This is a genomic window from Micromonospora sp. NBRC 101691 (genome assembly GCF_030269285.1).
GTDB lineage: Bacteria > Actinomycetota > Actinomycetes > Mycobacteriales > Micromonosporaceae > Micromonospora > Micromonospora echinospora.
Map to the genome: position 1 here is coordinate 108,588 of NZ_BSTB01000006.1, position 17,739 is coordinate 126,326.

Annotated in this window: 18 protein-coding genes; 9 read left to right on the forward strand and 9 right to left on the reverse strand. The window is 72.5% G+C overall.

Annotated features, from left to right (window positions below; genetic code table 11):
- Positions 1-5: 5 nt before the first annotated feature.
- Positions 6-449 (reverse strand): helix-turn-helix transcriptional regulator, encoded by a 444-nt coding sequence (locus tag QSK20_RS12365; RefSeq protein WP_285788745.1) that lies wholly within the window; start codon positions 447-449, stop codon positions 6-8.
- Between the two features lie 84 nt (positions 450-533).
- Positions 534-1,892: a cellulase family glycosylhydrolase gene (locus QSK20_RS12370; protein ID WP_285788746.1), complete on the reverse strand. Its 1,359-nt coding sequence runs from the start codon at positions 1,890-1,892 to the stop codon at positions 534-536.
- A 227-nt stretch (positions 1,893-2,119) separates the two neighbouring features.
- Between QSK20_RS12370 and QSK20_RS12375 the strand changes: the two genes are divergently transcribed.
- Positions 2,120-2,569 (forward strand): hypothetical protein, encoded by a 450-nt coding sequence (locus QSK20_RS12375; protein WP_285788747.1) that lies wholly within the window; start codon positions 2,120-2,122, stop codon positions 2,567-2,569.
- Positions 2,570-2,707: 138 nt separating this feature from the next.
- Here QSK20_RS12375 and QSK20_RS12380 read toward each other — a convergent pair whose 3' ends face one another.
- Positions 2,708-3,883 (reverse strand): erythromycin esterase family protein, encoded by a 1,176-nt coding sequence (locus QSK20_RS12380; protein WP_285788748.1) that lies wholly within the window; start codon positions 3,881-3,883, stop codon positions 2,708-2,710.
- A gap of 90 nt (positions 3,884-3,973) precedes the next feature.
- On the opposite strand from QSK20_RS12380, the gene QSK20_RS12385 reads away from it, so the two are divergent.
- Complete coding sequence (locus tag QSK20_RS12385; protein ID WP_285788749.1) at positions 3,974-4,657, forward strand: TioE family transcriptional regulator; 684 nt, start codon at positions 3,974-3,976, stop codon at positions 4,655-4,657.
- A gap of 116 nt (positions 4,658-4,773) precedes the next feature.
- On the opposite strand, the gene QSK20_RS12390 is transcribed toward QSK20_RS12385, so the two are convergent.
- The 5 genes from QSK20_RS12390 to QSK20_RS12410 all read right to left on the reverse strand — a co-directional run bounded on the left by QSK20_RS12390 (position 4,774) and on the right by QSK20_RS12410 (position 9,249).
- Complete coding sequence (locus QSK20_RS12390) at positions 4,774-5,982, reverse strand: S8 family peptidase (RefSeq protein WP_285788750.1); 1,209 nt, start codon at positions 5,980-5,982, stop codon at positions 4,774-4,776.
- Positions 5,983-6,111: 129 nt separating this feature from the next.
- Positions 6,112-6,690 (reverse strand): GNAT family N-acetyltransferase, encoded by a 579-nt coding sequence (locus QSK20_RS12395; RefSeq protein ID WP_285788751.1) that lies wholly within the window; start codon positions 6,688-6,690, stop codon positions 6,112-6,114.
- An 82-nt stretch (positions 6,691-6,772) separates the two neighbouring features.
- Positions 6,773-7,138, reverse strand: coding sequence for a DUF4259 domain-containing protein (locus QSK20_RS12400; RefSeq protein WP_285788752.1), 366 nt, complete (start codon positions 7,136-7,138; stop codon positions 6,773-6,775).
- A gap of 154 nt (positions 7,139-7,292) precedes the next feature.
- The gene (locus QSK20_RS12405; RefSeq protein WP_285788753.1) at positions 7,293-8,258 is read right to left on the reverse strand and encodes an MBL fold metallo-hydrolase; all 966 of its coding nucleotides are present in this window, start codon (positions 8,256-8,258) and stop codon (positions 7,293-7,295) included.
- A 121-nt stretch (positions 8,259-8,379) separates the two neighbouring features.
- The gene (locus tag QSK20_RS12410) at positions 8,380-9,249 is read right to left on the reverse strand and encodes a serine hydrolase (RefSeq protein WP_285788754.1); all 870 of its coding nucleotides are present in this window, start codon (positions 9,247-9,249) and stop codon (positions 8,380-8,382) included.
- A 27-nt stretch (positions 9,250-9,276) separates the two neighbouring features.
- On the opposite strand from QSK20_RS12410, the gene QSK20_RS12415 reads away from it, so the two are divergent.
- From QSK20_RS12415 to QSK20_RS12425, 3 genes are all read left to right on the forward strand, one after another.
- Positions 9,277-10,278 carry a LysR family transcriptional regulator gene (locus QSK20_RS12415; protein WP_285788755.1) on the forward strand — a complete coding sequence of 334 codons (1,002 nt, stop codon included), beginning with the start codon at positions 9,277-9,279 and terminating at the stop codon, positions 10,276-10,278.
- Between the two features lie 446 nt (positions 10,279-10,724).
- Positions 10,725-11,042 (forward strand): MerR family transcriptional regulator, encoded by a 318-nt coding sequence (locus tag QSK20_RS12420; protein ID WP_285788756.1) that lies wholly within the window; start codon positions 10,725-10,727, stop codon positions 11,040-11,042.
- A 230-nt stretch (positions 11,043-11,272) separates the two neighbouring features.
- Positions 11,273-11,845 (forward strand): GNAT family N-acetyltransferase, encoded by a 573-nt coding sequence (locus QSK20_RS12425; RefSeq protein ID WP_285788757.1) that lies wholly within the window; start codon positions 11,273-11,275, stop codon positions 11,843-11,845.
- 49 nt (positions 11,846-11,894) lie between these two features.
- On the opposite strand, the gene QSK20_RS12430 is transcribed toward QSK20_RS12425, so the two are convergent.
- The gene (locus tag QSK20_RS12430) at positions 11,895-13,358 is read right to left on the reverse strand and encodes a protein adenylyltransferase SelO (RefSeq protein ID WP_285788758.1); all 1,464 of its coding nucleotides are present in this window, start codon (positions 13,356-13,358) and stop codon (positions 11,895-11,897) included.
- 470 nt (positions 13,359-13,828) lie between these two features.
- On the opposite strand from QSK20_RS12430, the gene QSK20_RS12435 reads away from it, so the two are divergent.
- The 4 genes from QSK20_RS12435 to QSK20_RS12450 are packed head-to-tail and all read left to right on the forward strand — an operon-like array spanning position 13,829 to position 17,733.
- Complete coding sequence (locus QSK20_RS12435; protein ID WP_285788759.1) at positions 13,829-14,581, forward strand: TauD/TfdA family dioxygenase; 753 nt, start codon at positions 13,829-13,831, stop codon at positions 14,579-14,581.
- Positions 14,578-15,879, forward strand: a complete 1,302-nt coding sequence (locus QSK20_RS12440) for a PLP-dependent aminotransferase family protein (protein WP_285788760.1) — start codon at positions 14,578-14,580, stop codon at positions 15,877-15,879. Before QSK20_RS12435 ends, QSK20_RS12440 begins: the two co-directional genes overlap by 4 nt.
- Positions 15,869-16,585 carry a glycosyltransferase family protein gene (locus tag QSK20_RS12445; RefSeq protein ID WP_285788761.1) on the forward strand — a complete coding sequence of 239 codons (717 nt, stop codon included), beginning with the start codon at positions 15,869-15,871 and terminating at the stop codon, positions 16,583-16,585. Before QSK20_RS12440 ends, QSK20_RS12445 begins: the two co-directional genes overlap by 11 nt.
- Positions 16,582-17,733 (forward strand): hypothetical protein, encoded by a 1,152-nt coding sequence (locus QSK20_RS12450; RefSeq protein WP_285788762.1) that lies wholly within the window; start codon positions 16,582-16,584, stop codon positions 17,731-17,733. The genes QSK20_RS12445 and QSK20_RS12450 overlap by 4 nt, the downstream gene beginning before the upstream one ends.
- Positions 17,734-17,739 lie beyond the last annotated feature (6 nt).

A 17,739-nucleotide genomic window follows, 5' to 3' on the forward strand; every position in this document is an offset into this window, starting at 1 on the left:
TCACGCTAGGTGAGGCTCGGGGCCGGGGCTTCTCGATTCCTGATCGGTCTGGTCACCTTCTTCGCCACGCAGGACGGCATCCCCGCCGTCGCGCGGGCCGCCCGCTGCCGGTAGACGCTGGGCGGCACGCCGACCAACTCGGTGAAGCGGGTGCTGAAGGTGCCCAACGAGGAGCAGCCGACCGCGAAACAGACGTCGGTGACGCTGAGGTCGCCACGCCGCAGCAACGCCATGGCGCGCTCGATGCGCCGGGTCATCAGATAGGCGTACGGCGACTCACCGTAGGCGAGCCGGAACTCGCGGCTGAGGTGCCCGGCCGACATGTGCTCGCTGCGCGCGAGGGCCTCGACGTTCAGCGGCTGTGCGTACTCCCGGTCGATCCGGTCGCGGACGCGGCGCAGCCGCGCGAGGTCGCGTAGCCGCTGCGCCGCGGCGGATGTGCTGGTCACCTGCGAAATCGTGCCACATCGTGCCGGCCGGTGGCCGGGAGCCGCCGGTTACGGTGGCGGCTCCCGGTCCTGGTGCGGCCGGCGTCAGGTCGCCGTGCAGGACAGCGTCGGCCTGCTGTTGGTGCCGTTCCACGTGCCGATGAAACCGAAGGTGGTGCTGACGCCGGCACCGAGCGAGCCGTTGTAGCTCATGTTGCGGGCGGCCACCGTCGCCCCGCTGCTGGTGACCGTCGCGTTCCAGGCCTGCGAGACGGTCTGCCCGTCGGCGAAGGTCCAGACCACCGTCCAGTCCCGGATCGCCGAGGTGCCCGCGGTCACCGTCACCTCACCCTGGAAACCGCCCTGCCACTGCCCGACGACCGAGTAGGTGGCGGCGCACCGGTTCGGCGGCGGCAGGGTCGGCGGCGGCGTGGTGGGGGGCGGAGTGGTCGGCGGGACGGTGGTCGGCGGGGGAGTGGTGGGCGGGGTGCTGCCGAAGACGGTGGCCTCCCGGGCGGTGGCCCGGATGCCGTGCGCCCCGTTGAAGATCCGCTCGCCCCAGGTGGTGAGCTGGTCGGGGTCGAAGTTCACCGCCATGTCCAGGATCGGGTCGGTGTTGCCGCTCCAGGACCACCCGAGGTAGCCCAGCCCCCGGGCGTCCGCCTCGGCCAGCAGGGTCTCGTGGTCGACCTCACCGTCCCGGAACCGCCAGCCGAACTCCCCGATCACCAGCGGCCAGCCGTTGTCCTCGAACCGGTCGAGGTAGCTCACGATGCTGGCGGCGGTGCTGTACACCGCGTACATGTGGATCGACAGCACCGTGTTGCGCTGGCTGTCGGCGTCGAGCACCGTCTGCGCGTTGTCCCGCATCACGTTCTGCCAGTCCTGGCCCCAGTTCGGGCCGTCGACCATGAGCAGGTGCGCGAAGCCGTTGGTCCGCATCTTCCGGATCGCGGCGACCGTGGCGTCGGTCCACTGGGCGGCGTTCACGTTGCCGATCGGCTCGTTGCCGATGTTGATCACAACGTAGTCTTCCTCGCCGACCAGCGCGCTCTTCTGGCTGATCCAGTAGTCGACCGCCTCGTCGAGCGAGGCGGCGGCGCCCTCCTCGCCGTAGCCGGTGGTGTCGTGCACCTCCAGGACGCAGATCAGCCGGTTGGCCTTGCACAGTGAGATCACCTCGGCCACGTCGTTCGACGGGCCCCAGCGCTTGCCGGTGCCGAGTACCACCCGGACCGTGTTGGCCCCGAGCGCCTTCACGTCGGCGAAGGAGTCGGTCCGGCCGGTGAACCAGACGTGCGGGTGGTTCACCCCGCGCATGACGAACGGTTGGCCGTTGGCCTCGACGATGTCGGTGCCCTCGACGTGCAGGCCGACCGCCGCGTGAGCCGGGGGTACGACCATCAGGACGGCGCTGACCAGGGTCAGCAGCGCGGTACCGAGAAGGGTGAGTCGTCTCTTCATGCCTACCTCAGGATGGGGAGGCCCGAGACCGGGCGGGTGCCGGGTCACAGGCGTGCGGGCCCGACGACCCGTTGCCCAGACGGTCGTCGGTCGGCCCGGTGTGTGGACGTCACAGGACGACCCGGCTCGTGCAGAACGGTACGCAAGGGCGGTCGGCGACGCAATGCGCCCGCCCGGTCGCGCCGGACCACCACCGCCGTCCCGCGCGGTGCCGTACGGTGTCCCGGATGGACGAACCGGTAGCCGGAACGGTGCCGCCCCGCCGCCCGGGACGCGGCACCCTGCTCTTCCAGTACGCCACGGTGGCGGTGTTCCTGCTCGGCGCGGTCCACCCGCTGCTGGCCGCCGCGATCGGCACCGGTGACTGGGCCGGACTGGCCGACCCCAGCCTCGAACGTTACGGCGACCCCAAGGACTGGGCCCTGCCGCCCGGCCCCGAGACGCCCTGGAACCCGTTCCTGTGGATCTTCGCGTTCAGCAGGGTGACCGTCATGGTCTCCGGGATCACCGTGCTGGGGCTCGCCGGCGTCGTCGTCGGGGTGGCCCGACTCGCCGGCCGGGGAGTGGGACGGGGCCGCTGGCTGGCGCTGCTGGTCGGCACCCTGCTCTGCGCGGCGGTCACCGTGGTCACGCTGACCCCGTACGGCGCGCAACTGCGCACCTGGCTGCTCGACTGACAGTGCGGCTGGTGGGGCGCCACCCGCCCCGTCCACCCCGTCGATCAAGGAGTTGTGGTGCCCGAGTCCTGCCCTTCGTGGCGGTTTGGCTGGTGCCCGAACTCCATGATCGACGGGGCGGGGACGTCGGCCCTCCGGTCAAGCCGGCGGGCCGAGCCGGACGGCGTGTTTGACGAAGACGACGCCGTCGATCATGTCGAGCTGGGTCGGGTCCAGCGGGAAGTAGGCGAAGTCGGGGGAGACGCGCGGGGTGGGTTCGGTGACGGCCCGGGCCAGGCGGCGGGCGTCGACGAGGGAGCGGTCCCACGGGAGCGTGGACAGGAGGCCCTCGACGGTGTCCGGGGGCGGGACGTTCCCGCCGGCCGTGCCGAGGGCGGAGGCCAGGAAGGCGTACCGGTCGCCCAGGTGCGTCGCGACGATCGCGCCCGCGCTCCACCACTCCAGCTGCTGGTCGCCGAGCGACATGAAACTCCTGTTCCGCTGGAGGTGGAGATTGGAGGCGTAAACCAGGGCCGGGCCGTGCGCGGCGACGGCGCGCAGGTTGGCCGCCATCATTCCGTCCCGCAGGGCCGACAGTCGGCTCCACCGCGCCGGGGACGCGTCGGCCATCCAGTAGTGGTAGCGGAGCAGGCCGACGGCGGTGCGCCCGTACAGCGCCGCCCGTTCCCGGTCCTCCGCGCCCAGCTGCGGCGCCTGCGTGTCGAGCAGCGCCACCAGGTCGTCGGCGATCAGCCGCAGCCGCTGGGCGTCGGCGGACCGGCCGATCGACCGGGACGGATCCCAGGCCGCAGCCTCGCTCGACCACCGGTCGTCCGGGCCGAGCAGCGCGTCGAGGGTTTCGCTGGTCACCACGGTACGGGGGAGCGGGCCGTCGAGGAGCGCGTGGAGGGCGGTGAGCGCCTGACGCGGGCTCGCCGCCCAGTACTCCAGCGGGCCGTCGAACCCGAAGAACCGGAGCTTCTCGTCGTGCCTCTCGTTGTACGCCCGCATCCAGCGCACCAGCTCGCGGTTGGCCGGTGACGCACCGAAGCCGTGGCTGAAGCCGCGTTCCATGACGTCGTCGAGCGTGCCCGCGCCCGTCGTGAGGTGGTCGTCCACCACGAGGCCCATCAGACAGTCGTTCTCGATGGCGAACGACCGGTAGCCCTCATGTTCGACCAGATGCCGGAAGACCTCGTTGCGCAGCTCGCCGAGTTCTTCCACGAAGTGCCGGGCCTCACCGAGGCCGAGCAGCACGGGCCGGGCGGGAAGCGACCGGAGGAACGCCGAGACGGACGTGCCGTCGAGCGGCCGGGCCGTGTCCTTGATATCCATTCCTTGAACGCTATCGTTGAACTCTCGGTGTAAACTTCTGCCGGAAATGCCCCATCTAGGCGCGGTAGACCTTCAAACGGTGGTGCTTCCATGAGACCGGTGGACCTGGCGCGCGAACACGGCCTGTCCACCCAGGCGGTCAGGAACTACGAGGACGCCGGCATCCTGCCCGCCGCCGACCGCACCGGGCACGGTCACCGCACCTACACGCCGCTGCACGCGCAGGCGCTGCGCGCGTTCCTCGCCCTCGCGCGTGGGCACGGCCACCGGACGGCCACGTCGATCATGCAGGCGGTCAACCGGGGCGCCACCGAGGACGCGCTGCGGCTCGTCGACGAGAGCCACGGCCAACTGCTCGACGACCGCCGTACCGTCCAGGCCGTCGAGGCCGCGCTCCGCGATCTGGCACCCGTGAAGCAGGAACGCGGCGACACGTTCGTCGGCCCCCTGGCCCGACGGCTCGGCCTCCGCCCCGCGACCCTTCGTAAGTGGGAGAACGCCGGGCTGGTCCGGCCACGCCGCGATCCGCAGACGGGCTACCGGGTCTACGACGCGGCCGACGTCCGGGACGTCCGGCTGGCCCACCAGCTGAGGCGGGGCGGCTACCTGCTGGAGCAGATCGCCCCGCTGATCGCCGAGGTCCGCTCCGCCGGAGGCGTCGCCCCGCTGGAGTCGACCCTGCGCGACTGGCAGGCCCGCCTGTCCGCCCGGGGCCGCGCCATGCTCAGGGGCGCCGCCGAGCTGGACGCGTACCTCCGCGTCCGCGGATCCTGAGGCCGCCGCACGGCCACCGACGGTGCCGGGAGCGACCGCGCCGGGAGCGACCGCGCCGACGAGGGCGGCGGACATGCTCCACCCTCGCCGGGGTCCACCGGAGGCGATCGGTCGGGTCAGGTCAGCGGATCCATGTAGAGCAGACGCAGGTTGTTCACCACCGTCGCCTGGGCGACCAGGTAGGCCGCCACCTGGGCCGGCGTCCAGGTCGGGTTGTTCTGCAGCACCCGGGCGGCCGAGCCGGTGACGTGGGGGGCCGCGAAGGACGTGCCGCTCACGACGGCCGTTCCGGTGTCGCTGCCGTACGAGGACGAGAGGATGCTCACCCCGGGGGCGTAGATGTCCACACAGCTACCCCAGTTGGAGAAACTGCCCCGGGCGTCGTTGCTCTGGGTGGCCCCGACGACGAGCGCCTCACGGACCGACTGGGGCGAGAAGTTGCACGCGTCGGTGTTGCTGTTGCCGGCGGCGATCGAGTAGGTGACCCCGTCGGCGATCGAGTTGACCACCGCCGCGTTCAGCGACGTGCTCATGCCGACACCGAGGCTGATGTTCGCCGATGCGGGCTCGCCGGGGTCATGGTCGGAGGTCACCCAGTTGATGCCGGCGACGAGCCCGGCCAACGTGCCACTTCCGGAGCAGTTGATCACCCGTACCGGAACCAGTCGCACCTCCTTGGCCACCCCGTACGTCTTGCCGCCGACGATGCCGGCGACCTGGGTGCCGTGGCCGTTGCAGTCGTCGGCGGGAAGCGCGCCGTCGACCGCGTCGTAGCCCTGACCGGTCCGCCCACCGAACTCGACGTGGGTGAGGCGGATGCCGCTGTCGATGATGTACGCGGTGACCCCGCGACCCGTGCTGGTGTAGCTGTATCCGGGCAGCGGCGTCGTCCGCTGGTCGATGCGGTCGAGGTTCCACGGCGCGTTGACCTGCGTGGTGGTCGTCCGTACGGTGTGGTTCTGTTCGACGAAGGCGACCGCCGGGTCGGCGGCGAGGCGGCGGGCGGCCGGTTCCGGCAGCCGTACCTCGAAGCCGTTGAGCGCGTGGCCGTAGCGGTGACCGACCGTTCCGCCGTAGCGGTCGGCGAGGTGGTCGGCCCGCTGCGCGACGGCGGCGGGCCGGGTGCCGGCCGGACCACCGACGGCACTGTCCCGGAGGACGACGAGGTAGCTCCCCGGGACGGCGGTGGCGCCGCCGGCCCGCAGGATCTCACCGATGGCGGGTGCCGCGCTCGCCGGACCGCCGACCGTGGCGGCGACCATGGCCGATAGCGCGAGCACGCCGACGACGCCCGATCGGCGTCGACGGGGATTGAGGAATGTCATCGGTTCGGTCCTCCCTGCTCTGGCCGCCACGGCGCGCACGGGGCCGGGCGGTGGTGTGGACGGTACCGACGACGCTATCCGTTCAATCCAGGACAGTCGATGGCGAGGATTTCACGGCGGCGAAGCCGTTCACCGCGCGACCAGGATCTCCACCGTGTCGGCCGCCAGCGGTCGGTCACTGTAGAGCAGCCGGACGGCCGAGGCGTCGGGGTTGCCCGCGTCGGGGCCCCGCCAGACCAGTTCGAGCCCGGCGCGCTCCACCGTCCGCCGGGAGCGGTCGTTCCCCTCCACCAGGTAGGCGGTCAGCGGCAGTTCCGGGCGCAGGCGACGCGCCGTGGTGACGGCCGCCGCGTTGATCTCCTGCGCGTAGCCCCGTCCCCAGAACCGGGGGAGCAGCCGGAAGCCGAGGTTCCACGCGACGCCGTAGCGGACGAAACAGCCTCCGATACCGACGAAGGTGTCGTCCGCGTCCCGCTCCGTACGCCAGGCGGTCCAGATGCCGACACCGTCCCGGTGCCACGCGGCGCGCCAGTTGTCGATCATTCCAGCGGTCTGTCCGGTGTCGTCGTGGCGGCTGAGCGGGTCAGGACCCCACACCTGCGGGTCGGCGTAGAGCGCGAACAGGTTCCGCAGGTCCCCCCGGGTGGGGGTGCGCAGGACCAGGCGCTCGGTGGTGATGCCGTCCGGGGCGGCCTCGACGTCGGACACCCGGGCATCGTCACCCGACAGGCGTCCTGCGCCAAACGATTTGTCGAGGGCCACCCCGCCCCGGCGGACGGCTGCGCCCGCCCTAGCCTGCCGCCAGCTCGGTCAACTGGTCGAAGGTGCGCACGAGGACCGCCCGTCGCTGCTCCCGGTATTCCGGGCCGGGCTCCAGCCCGTCGATCGTCCGGTCCCAGACGGCGAGGTACCTGCTCTTCCAGTCGGCGATCGTCTCCGGGGCCGGCAGGCGGACCCCCACGTACCTCTGCTGCCCGAGCAGGTGGAGCAACTCCAGGTTGCAGGGCACCGCGACACCCCAGTACTCGTCGGGCTCGATGGCGGTCGGGTCGTCGGACATCGCCTCGGTGACCTCGGCGATCAGCCGGTCGGTCAGGGCCACCAGATGGTCGGCCGCCGTGTCGTCGTCGAAGTTGCCGCTACCCCAGGTGCCCATTGGTCCTCGTTCCCGCGTGCCCGATCGTTCGCGGCATTGAACCAGGCGCCACCGACACCGCCGAGGTGGAGCCGCCCGCACCGGCCGCGTCCTGCCAGGGCGGCGGGGCACCGGGCGCACGGCCCGGCGCCCCGTCACGCGCCGTGCGGCGAAACTAGGCGAACGTGTACGGCGTCAGGTACTCCGGCACCACGATCCGGGTACGCGGCGCGGCCCGGCGCACGGCGGCGAGGAACGAGTCGAGCCGGTCCCGGTCACCCGGCGTGACCGTCGGCGGGTTCCGCAGCGCCACCTCGAAATGGTCCCAGTGCACCGGTACCACCGTGGCCGGCCAGTCGAGCGCGGCCAGCAGACGCGGCACGTACTCGGGGGTGACGTCGGTGTTCGGCACCGCGATCATCGCGACGTCGGGGGCGAGACCGGCGAGGTTCCGCTCGACGAAGTCGCTCGCGCCCATGAAGAACACCGATGGTCCGCCCCTCGGCGTCAGCTGGAACGCGAGGGTGTCCCCCTCCGGCAGGTCCTCGACCTTCGCCGGTCGGGCCGGCACGGCGACGCGGACGCCGGGAAAGGCCATCGAGTACCCCTTGTTGCGGCTGTGTAGCGCCGCCACCACCTCGACGGTGTGGTCGCCGAAGTCCAGCACCTCGCCGCCCTTCACTGGGCTCAGCTGGGAGGTGGGCAGGCCGTAGGCCAGCCCGAGGTGGTACGCCGTGAGCGTGCCGAACACCCGGGCGCCCGAGCGGGCCGCGATGTGCGGCACGTCGTTGAAGTGGTCCCAGTGTGTGTGCGTCACCAGGATCGTCTTCGGGTTGCCCGGGTGGTCGGCGATGCGGACGGTATCGACGGTCAGCTCGGTGGTCGGATCGAACGCCCCGTCGAAAAGCCCGGTGTGGTAGCGGCTCAGGTACGGGTCGACCAGCACCGTCGTCGCGCCGATGTCGACGCGCCAGCCGGAGGTCCCGAGCCAGCGGAAGGTGGCACCGGGACCGGACGAGCTTCGTCGACGGGGCGCGGCGGAGCCGGCGGACGGCATCGCGGAGGTGGTGGCCACCGTGGCCAGGGCCGCTCCGGCGGCGGTACCCAGGAACCGGCGGCGGCCGAGTGGTGAGTCGGTCATGGCGGGCAGCCAACCACCACCTGCCGTGACGCGTCCAAGACGCTCGGGGCGCAGCCGCGATATCCGATCGCGTATCGGCCCTGCGTGGCAGGGTCCCGGGCGGTGCCGGTCGAGGTGACGATCACATCGCGCGCAGCGTCTCCACCGCCACCCGGGCGGCTTCGCCCATGGCGAGGTCGACGTCGATGCGGCGGGTGGCCAACCGCTGGGTCCGGGCGAACACGGCGATGGCGTACCGGCCGCCGTCGGGGTACTGCGCCACGCCGGCCTCGATGTGCAGTCCCGGCAGGGTGCCGGTCTTGGCGGCCACCGGCACGTCCGGTGGGAACCCGGACGGTAGCCGCGTCCAGAACAGCTGTCGCGACATCAGGTCGCGGACCATTGCGCAGGCGGCGGGCGGTCCGGCCTCGTCCCGCCAGATCAGGGTCAACAGCCGGGTGATCTCCCGCGCGGTGCTGGACGTGGTCTGCTCGGGGTCGAACACCCGCAGCGCGCGCATCCGCTCCTCGGGGAGCGTGGCGAAGGTGCGGGCGAACTCGGCGGCGTCGCGCGCCCCGACGTCGGCGAACATGCTCTCCAGGAGCTGTCGGGGTCCGCCGACCACCCGGGTCCGGGTGAGTCCCAACTCGGCGGCGAGCAGCGGCAGCAGGTCCGGGCCGACCCGGCGCATGAGCAGGTCGGCGGCGGTGTTGTCGCTGACCGACATGGCGAAGTACGCCAGGTCGCGCAGGGACAGCTCCACGTCGTCCGCACAGCCGGCGGTGCCCCAGCCGCCCAGCCGGTCCCCGGCGCGTACGACCACCCGCTCGGTGGGGTCCAGCTGTCCGTTCGCGGCCTGCCGGGCGAACTCCAGCACCAGCAGGATCTTGAACACGGACGCGATCACGACCTGCTCGTCCGCGTCGACACCGACCTCGTGGCCGGTGTCGATGTCGACCGCGTGCAGGCGCGCGTCGAGCCCCACCCGTGCGAAGACGTCCTCCGGTGACATGCCGTCACCCTAGTTATCGTCGGTCCGGTGGATCTCTTCCGGCATCTGCGTTACTTCGTCGTGGTGGCGGAGGAACTGCACTTCGGCCGCGCCGCCGAACGGCTCGGCATAGCCCAACCGCCGCTGAGCCAGGCGATCCAGCGGCTGGAGCGGGAGTTGGGCGTCGAGCTGTTCGACCGCTCCCGACGTCGGGTCGAGCCCACCCCCGCCGGCCGGTTGCTCCTGGACCAGGCGCGCGGGCTGCTCGCCGGTGAGGAACGGATGCGCGCGCTCATGCGGATGGTGCGCGAGGGCACGCTGGGCACGCTCCGCGCGGGAGTGCCGCCGGAGACGCCCGCGGTCACCCTCCAGGCCCTCCTGTGCCGCCTGGCCGACCGGGTGCCGGGTCTCGACGTCGACCTCCAGGAACTGACCACCGGCGAGCAGGTGCGGCTGCTCGCCGACGCCCGCCTCGACGTCGGGCTGCTCCACCATCCGGTCGACGTCCCGGACCTGCGGTTCGGCCCCGCCGTGCGGGTCCGGCTCGGGGTGGTGCTGCCCCGGGTGTCGCCGTTGGCCCGCCTGCCCGAACCGACCCTCGCCGACCTCGCCGGCCACGACCTCGTGCTGCCGCCCCGCGTCACCGCCCCGGGCTGGCACGACCACGTCCTGGACGTGTGCCGGCAGCACGGCTTCGCGCCGGCCCGGATCCGGCACGCCCACAACCCCGACTTCCTCGTCGGTCTGGTGCTCGCCGGACGGGGCGTGGCGTTCGGACCGGAGAGCACCGCCCGGCGGGAGCCGCGCGTGGTCTGGCGGCCCATCGCCGGTCACCCGCTGGTCCGGACCACGTCCGCCGCGTGGCCGGCGCAGGCACCGCACCCGGCGGCGGAGCGGTTCGCCGACGTCGCCGCCGAGACGCTGGCCGAGGCGGCTCCCGAGCCGAAAGCCCTGCGGGCACCCACGGCGCCGGACCCCTGGACGGTCGTGTACGCCCCACGCGCCACCGACCCCTCGGGATACCGCAGGCCGCCGGCCGAGGAAACCTAGGCATTGCTGGCTAGATTTTATCGGTGGGATGGGGTAGCCTTCTTCAAGTCGAGAACAGAGAACTACCACGACGCAGACGCACCGCCCGGCCGTGAGGTCACGACGGGCGCGGGGGACGGAAGCACGTTCAGCCGTCTTCCATCGCATCGCACGCACCAGCGGTACACCGACGCGGTGGACCGTTCAGCAAGGGAAAGAAGAGGAAAGGGAGGGCCTTACACCGTTGGATCGCCCGCCGTCAGCCGTGAAGCCGGCTGGGCGGACACCGTAGTTTCCATCGAACGAAAGGTGGTCTCCGGTCACGCTTATGCGATCCCCGCACCCGAAGCCCTCACATGTGGCCGGTGCGGATACGACTAGCTGACATTCCTGTCGGCAGATGGTGTTCTGACCCGTAACCCTGGGCCCCGGCGCACAAGCGCCGGGGCCCTCGACATGGAGGTGACATGGGGCAAAACCCCGATGACATGTTCGGCGACGAGGACTACCCCGCCTACACCATCGGCCAGGCCGCGGAGATGCTCGACACCTCCCAGGACTTCCTGCGTCGGTTGGACGAGGCGAAACTGATCGACCCGCACCGCTCCACCGGTGGACACCGCCGCTACTCCCGTCACCAGCTGCGTCTGGCCGCCCGAGCCCGAGAGATGGTGGACCAGGGCACCGCTCTCGAGGCCGCCTGCCGGATCATCCTCCTGGAAGACCAACTCGAGGAAGCCCTTCGGCGGAACGAGAAGCAACAGGGGACGCAGCAACCCGGTTGACCAACCCGTGCCGGTGGAATGCCCCTGCCCCACGTGCTCCTCTGGCCGACCCCGACCTGCGGCGCCGCCTGCTCCGGCGGCTCCGCGCGGGTCAGCGTCACCGGCGGCGAGCCCGACGACCAGGCTCGGTGCCACGCCGGTGGGGCCGAAACCGGACGGGGTCGGGACGGGGCGGACGCGGGCACGGAAAATCACCTGCCCTGTCGACGGCGACGGGACACCATGGGGCCATGCTCCGCATCGACGAGCCCCTGGAGACCGACCGCCTGCTGCTGCGTCCGTTCCGGACCGACGACGTGGACGCGCTCCACGACCTGCGGACCTGTGAGGACGTGCTCCGCTATCTCTACTGGCCGCCAGCGACCATCGAGCAGACCCGTCACGTCATCGCGCAACGACTCAGCATGAACACCCTGTCCGGCGAGAACGATTCGCTGGTGCTGGCAGTGGAAGAGCGGGCCACCGGACGCATGATCGGCGAGGTGGACCTGCGGTGGCTGAGCGTCGAGCATCGCCAGGGCGAGGTGGGCGCGATCCTGCACCCGCGGGCGCAGGGACGCGGCTTCGCCACCGAGACGGTGTCGGCCCTGCTCGATCTCGCCTTCACCCGGCTGGGGCTGAACCGCGTCACCGCGCAGACCAATGCACGCAACGCGGCGTCGATCCGAGCGCTGCACCGGCTCGGCATGCGCCAGGAGGGCCACCTCCGCCAGTGCGTCCACTTTGCCGGCACCTGGCACGACGAACTGCTCTTCGCGATCCTGGCCGAGGAATGGGCGTCGAGGGCCCCGGCCGGTGGGTGAACCGGCCGTCCCCTTCGGCGATGTCCGACCAGCGGTACGGTGCGGGGACTCAGGTGCCGCAGAACGTCCGGTAGGCGCCGAAATCCGGTGGGGCGGGAGCGGCGTAGCGGTCGAGGCCGGCGCGCTCGTCGTAGGGGGCGGCCACGACGTCCAGCAACCGTTCGAGCGGCGCGAGGTCGCCGTCGGTCGCGGCGGCGAGGGCCTCCTCGACCAGGTGGTTGCGGGGGATGTAGAGCGGGTTGACCCGGTCCATCGCGTCGGCGTCCGGACCCAGGGCACGCCAGCGCGTCGACCAGTCGTCGAACGGGTCGGGGTCGGGGAACAGGCGGCGCGCGGACCCGGCCTCGCCCCGGGCGGCGACGGCGAGCGCGCGGAAGAACGACGTGAAATCGACCCGCCCCGCCCGCAGCAGGACGAGCAGCTCCTCGACCAGCGGCGCGACGACCGCCGGGTCGAGGTCGCCGGGCAGGCCGAGCTTGGCCCGCATCCCGGCGGACCAGGCCGCGTCGTACCGCGGACGGAAACCACCCAGTGACTCCGTCGCCAGGGCGACCGCCCGATCCTCGTCGTCGTGCAGGAGGGGGAGGAGGGCCTCGGCGAGCCGGGCGAGGTTCCACTCGGCGACCGTCGGCTGGTTGCCGTAGGCGTAGCGCCCGCCGTGGTCGATCGAACTGTAGACCGTGGCCGGGTCGAAGGCCTCCATGAAGGCGCACGGGCCGTAGTCGATGGTCTCGCCCGAGATCGTCATGTTGTCGGTGTTCATGACCCCGTGGACGAACCCCACGAGCATCCACCGGGCCACCAGCGACGCCTGGGCGGCGACCACCGCCTCGAAGAGGGCGAGGTACGGGCGCTCGGCCCCGGCGGCAGCGGCGTGGTGCCGGGCGATCGCGTGGTCGGCGAGGCGGCGCAGGAGGTCGACGTCGCCGGTGGCCCGCGCGTACTGGAAACTCCCGACGCGCAGGTGACTGTCGGCGACGCGGGCGAGCACCGCCCCCGGCAGCGGGGCCTCGCGGTGCACCGTACGACCGGTGGCCACCACGGCGAGGGACCGGGTCGTGGGGATGCCCAGGGCGTGCATGGCCCGGCTGACGACGTACTCGCGCAGCATCGGGCCGACCGCGGCCAGGCCGTCACCGCCGCGCGCGAACGGCGTGCGACCGGAGCCCTTGAGGTGCAGGTCGCGGAGGCGGCCGTCCGCGTCGACGAGTTCGCCGAGCAGCAGCGCGCGTCCGTCGCCGAGCCGTGGCGAGTATCCGCCGAACTGGTGCCCGGCGTAGGCCTGTGCCACCGGGGTCGCGCCGGCGGGGACGGCGGTGCCGACCAGCAGCCGCACGCCGTCGGGGCTGCGCAGCCACCCGGGGTCGAGGCCCAGTTGCACGGCGAGCGGCTCGTCGAGCACGAGCAGCCGCGGATCGGGAGCCTCCTCGGCCTGCCAGGGGACGGCCATCTCCGCGAGTTCGCGGGCGAAGCGGCCGTCGAGGGCACCGGTCGGTGTCGGGGCGATACTCACCCCGACAAGGGTACGGGGGACCCGGCGGAGGAGCGGCACCCCGACGACGACGTCCCGGCCGGTACCCGGCCCGGACCTGCCATGATCCTCGCTCCCCGACCCCTCGGTCGCCTGGTGCCGCACTACTAACAAACGACAGGACCGACCGACCCGGGGCGCGGGCACCATGTAGCCGAGCTGGGTCGACGAGGGGTCGGTGGTGGCACAGGCACAACCGGTCCGCGACGTCACGGACCCATGTGGCGGCGAGGTGCGCGACGTCCCGTGACGGCGGACGCGGACCGCTGGCGTCCACGCGATCCGGCCCGACCGTCGACAACCTCCGCCGTTGTCGTGACGGACGCCGAGACGCCGACCGGGTGGGCCCGGCCGGGAACGAGAAAGGGCCCTGCGAGTTGAAGCAGCTGTTCGTCGACTACCGAGACGCCACAGCCGCGTGCCCGGTGGCTGTGGCCCGCAGCGGGCGAGGGGTGGACGAGCTCGGCGACCGGCTCGACACCTACGGGTTCGTCATCGCGGAGATGCCCGGGGAACTGCCGCCCCAGGAGGCGATCGACTTCCTCGCCGAAGCGTGGTCGCTCGGCGCCCCGTACGTGCCCGCGCTGTACCGGCTGCCCGGGGCGGAGCAGTTCAACCGCCCGTACGCCGACATCCGCGCGGACGACGCCGGTGACCATCCGGGCTTCGCGGTCCGGTCGGCCCAGGAGTTCCACGTCGACGGCACCCTGGACGGTCCCGGGGAGGTCCCGATGGTGCTCATGTACTGCGTACGGCCCGCCGTGCGGGGTGGCGAGTCGCTGCTGCTCAACTCGATCGGGGTGTTCCACGCGCTGCGGGAGACCGATCCGGCGGCGGCGGCCGTGCTGACCCGGCCCACGGTGCTGCGACGCTCGTCCACCCTGCGCGGGGTGCGGGCGCACACCGACGGCCCGGCCTTCGTGGTCCGCGCGGACGGCGGTATCGTCAACCGGTACTCCGACGTCCCCAGCACCACCACCTGGATCGCGCCCGCCGGTGAGGAGGACGCCCTCGCCCGGGCGCTGGCCTTCCTCCGGCAGGAGGCCGGCGGCGACGGCCGGTTCCGGCTCTCCGCCCGGCTGGCCGCCGGTGAGTGCCTCATCGTCCGCAACGACCGGGTCTCGCACGCGCGCCAGGGCTACGAGGACAGCGCCGCGCATCCCCGTCAGCTGCTCCGCGCGACGTTCGGGACCAGCCCTCGATGACCGGGTCCACGATGCAGGGACAGCAGGCCGCGGCGGTGGCCGACGGCCACCGGCTGCTGGGCGGCATCGCCGACCGGTTGCGGGCCGAGGACGACGTCAACCGGCGGGTCGTCAACCTGGTGCCGAGCGAGAACCGGCTCTCCCCGCTGGCGAGCCTTCCGTTGCGGTACGACTTCTACAACCGGTACTTCTTCAACGCCCGACTCGCCGAGGAGGAGTGGAACTTCCGGGGCGGGCAGGGCGTGGCCGACGTCGAGGTCGCCGTCGGCATCCCCACGCTCGCCAGGCTGGCCGGCGGGGCCCTGGTCAACGTCCGGCCGGTCTCCGGCATGAGCGCGATGTTCCTCGTCCTGATGGCGTTCGGTGGCGAACCGGGCGACGTGGTGGTGAGCGTCGACCCGGCGGCCGGCGGGCACTACGCCACCACGTCGGTGATCGGGCGGCTCGGCCGCCGGCCGGTGACCGTCGGCCAGCGCGGCGGGACGGTCGACGACGAGCGCCTGCGGGCCGTCCTGCGGGAGCACCGGCCGGCGCTGGTCTACCTGGACCTCCAGAACAGCCTGGCCGAGATCGACGTCGCCGGGGTGGTGCGGACCGTCCGGGAGGTCAGCCCGCGCACCCGCGTCCACGCCGACGTCAGCCACACCCTCGGGCTCGTCCTCGGCGGCGTGCACCGCAACCCGCTGGACGTCGGCGCGGACACCATGGGCGGCTCCACCCACAAGACGTTCCCCGGGCCGCAGAAGGGTGTGCTCTTCACCCGGGACGCCGACCTCGCCGACCTGATCGCCCGGACCCAGTTCGAGACGATCAGCAGTCACCACTTCGCCGAGACCCTCTCGCTCTGCCTCGCCGCCGCCGAGTTCGAGCTGTTCGGCGCGGGCTACGCCGCCCAGGTGGTGGAGAACGCCCGGGTGCTCGGCGCGGAACTGCTCACCTTCGGCTTCGAGGTGGTCGTCGGCACCGACGACATCACCGACTGCCACCAGGTCTGGGTGGACACCGGCCCGGAGCTCGATCCCATGCGCTTCGCGGCGGGGCTGGCCACGGCCGGGGTGCGGGTCAACGTCATCCCCGACCTGCCCGGATTCGACGGCCGTCCGGCGCTCCGGCTCGGGTCGGCCGAGCTGACCTTCGAGGGCGCCCGCGCCGACTCGATGTCCGAGCTGGCGCAGGTCTTCGACCTGGTCCGCCGGGGCCGGGTGGACGAGGCCGGCGCGTGCCGGGCGGCGCTGCGCGAGAACCTCGGCGAGCCGTTCTTCCTCCGCCACGACCGGCCCGACGGCCATGGTCGCTGACGGAGCGGGCCGGACCCGGCCCACGCTGACGGTGATCGTCCCCTGTGCCGGGGCGCAACGCCGGTTCGACGCGCCCTACCCCAAGGAACTGCACCGCATCGACCACGACCAGTCGATCATCGACCACGCCCTCGCTCCGGTCCGGGACTTCGCCACGCGGCGCGGGGCCCGGGTACGGCTCGTGGTGGTGATCCGTCCCCACAAGGCGGACACCGTGGCCTACCTGGCCCGCTACGCGGACGTCTTCGAGACCGTCTTCGTCCACCAGACCGACCGGCACGGCCCCGACCTGGCGGGCGCGGTCACCGCGGCCCTGCCCCTGTGCGCCGGCCCCACGGCCGTCGTGCTGCCGGACCAGGTCGTCACCGGCGACACGGTCGCCCAGCGCTTCGCCGAGGCGTACGACCTGCTGGACCGGCACCCGTACGCGGTGCTCGCGGCGATGATCGACGACCCGGTCCGGCTCGCCAACGACGGCGCCCTGCGACTGCGCGGCGACGGCCCGGTACGGGTCGTCGAGCACGCGGCGGACAAGCCACCGGACCCCGCCGGCTTCAACGCCGCCTGGGCGACGGTCTTCGCGGCGGCGCGCCACCGGGACGGGCTGCCCCGGATCGTGGTCGGCGCGGGCGCCGCCGCCCTGGTCGACTCGCCGGCCGTGCTGGTCGACGGGTTCCACAACGTCAACCGGGTGGACGACCTGTGACCGGGGCACGCAGGCGACTGCTCTTCGACGCCGGGGACTACCCGGTGTCCCAGGCCGCCGCGTCCGGGCTCGCCGTCCGGATCGCCGAACTGGCCGAGACCCTCAGCGACGGGTTCGCGGTCACCGTCTACTCCCCGGACGTGCCCGACCCGATGCACCTCGGCGGGGCCCGGCTCGAACGACGGGCCGACCGGTGGCGCGACCTGCTGGACGCCACCGACGCCGTCTTCTTCTTCGACGTCGCCGACGCCGACCGGCTCGCCCAGGCGGTCGAGGCCGGCCCGCTGATCGTCTCGGAGACCGCGCCGCCGATCGAGCACGGCACCTATCCGTCGCTGCTGCGCCAGGACGCCCCGGAGGACCGGTACCGGGAGGTCGTCGAGGCGTACCAGCGGCAGGTGCGGGCCTCCCACCACTTCATCTGCCGCTCCCGGGTGGAACGCGCCACCGTTCTGGCCAGCCTGGTCACCGCCGGCCGGGTCGGCGTGCGGGACCTGACCGGGTCGGCGACCCTCGACCACCTGGTGACCTCCGTGCCGATCGGCTTCAGCCGGCACAGCCGGCTGGTCGCCGAGCGGTCCACGCCCGAGCCGCTCGCCGACGTCCTGTGGACCGGCGGCATCTGGTCGTTCTACGACCCGTACGTGCTGGTGGACGCGGTGAGCCTCTGTGCCCGTCGGGGACTGCGGATCACCGCCGCCTTCCTCTACGGCCAACCGCACCCGGACACCCGGGAGATCGTCGAGGCGCTGGAGAAGCGGATCGCCGACCGTGCCGTGACCGACCTGGTGACGGTGGTGCGCCGACCCGTGACGCACCGGGACCGCGACGCGTACCTCACCGCCGCGCGGGCCTTCGTGTGCGTGGCCCGGCCGGGCGTGGAGAACGACACCTGTGTCCGCCTGCGCATCCGCGACAGCAGGCTGTACGGGGTACCCATGATCGTCGACGGCTTCGGCGCGACGGCGGACGAGGTCCGCCGCGACGGCCCGGGGCGGGTGCTCGACGAGCCCTCCCCGGAGACGCTCGCCGACGCGCTGACCGAGACCCTCGCGGCCCGGCCACCGGGTGGCGCGGTGAACGCCTTCGAGTACCGGAACGACCTGTGGGGGTTGGTGCCACGTCTGCACGACCTCCTCGGCCGGTAGGACAGG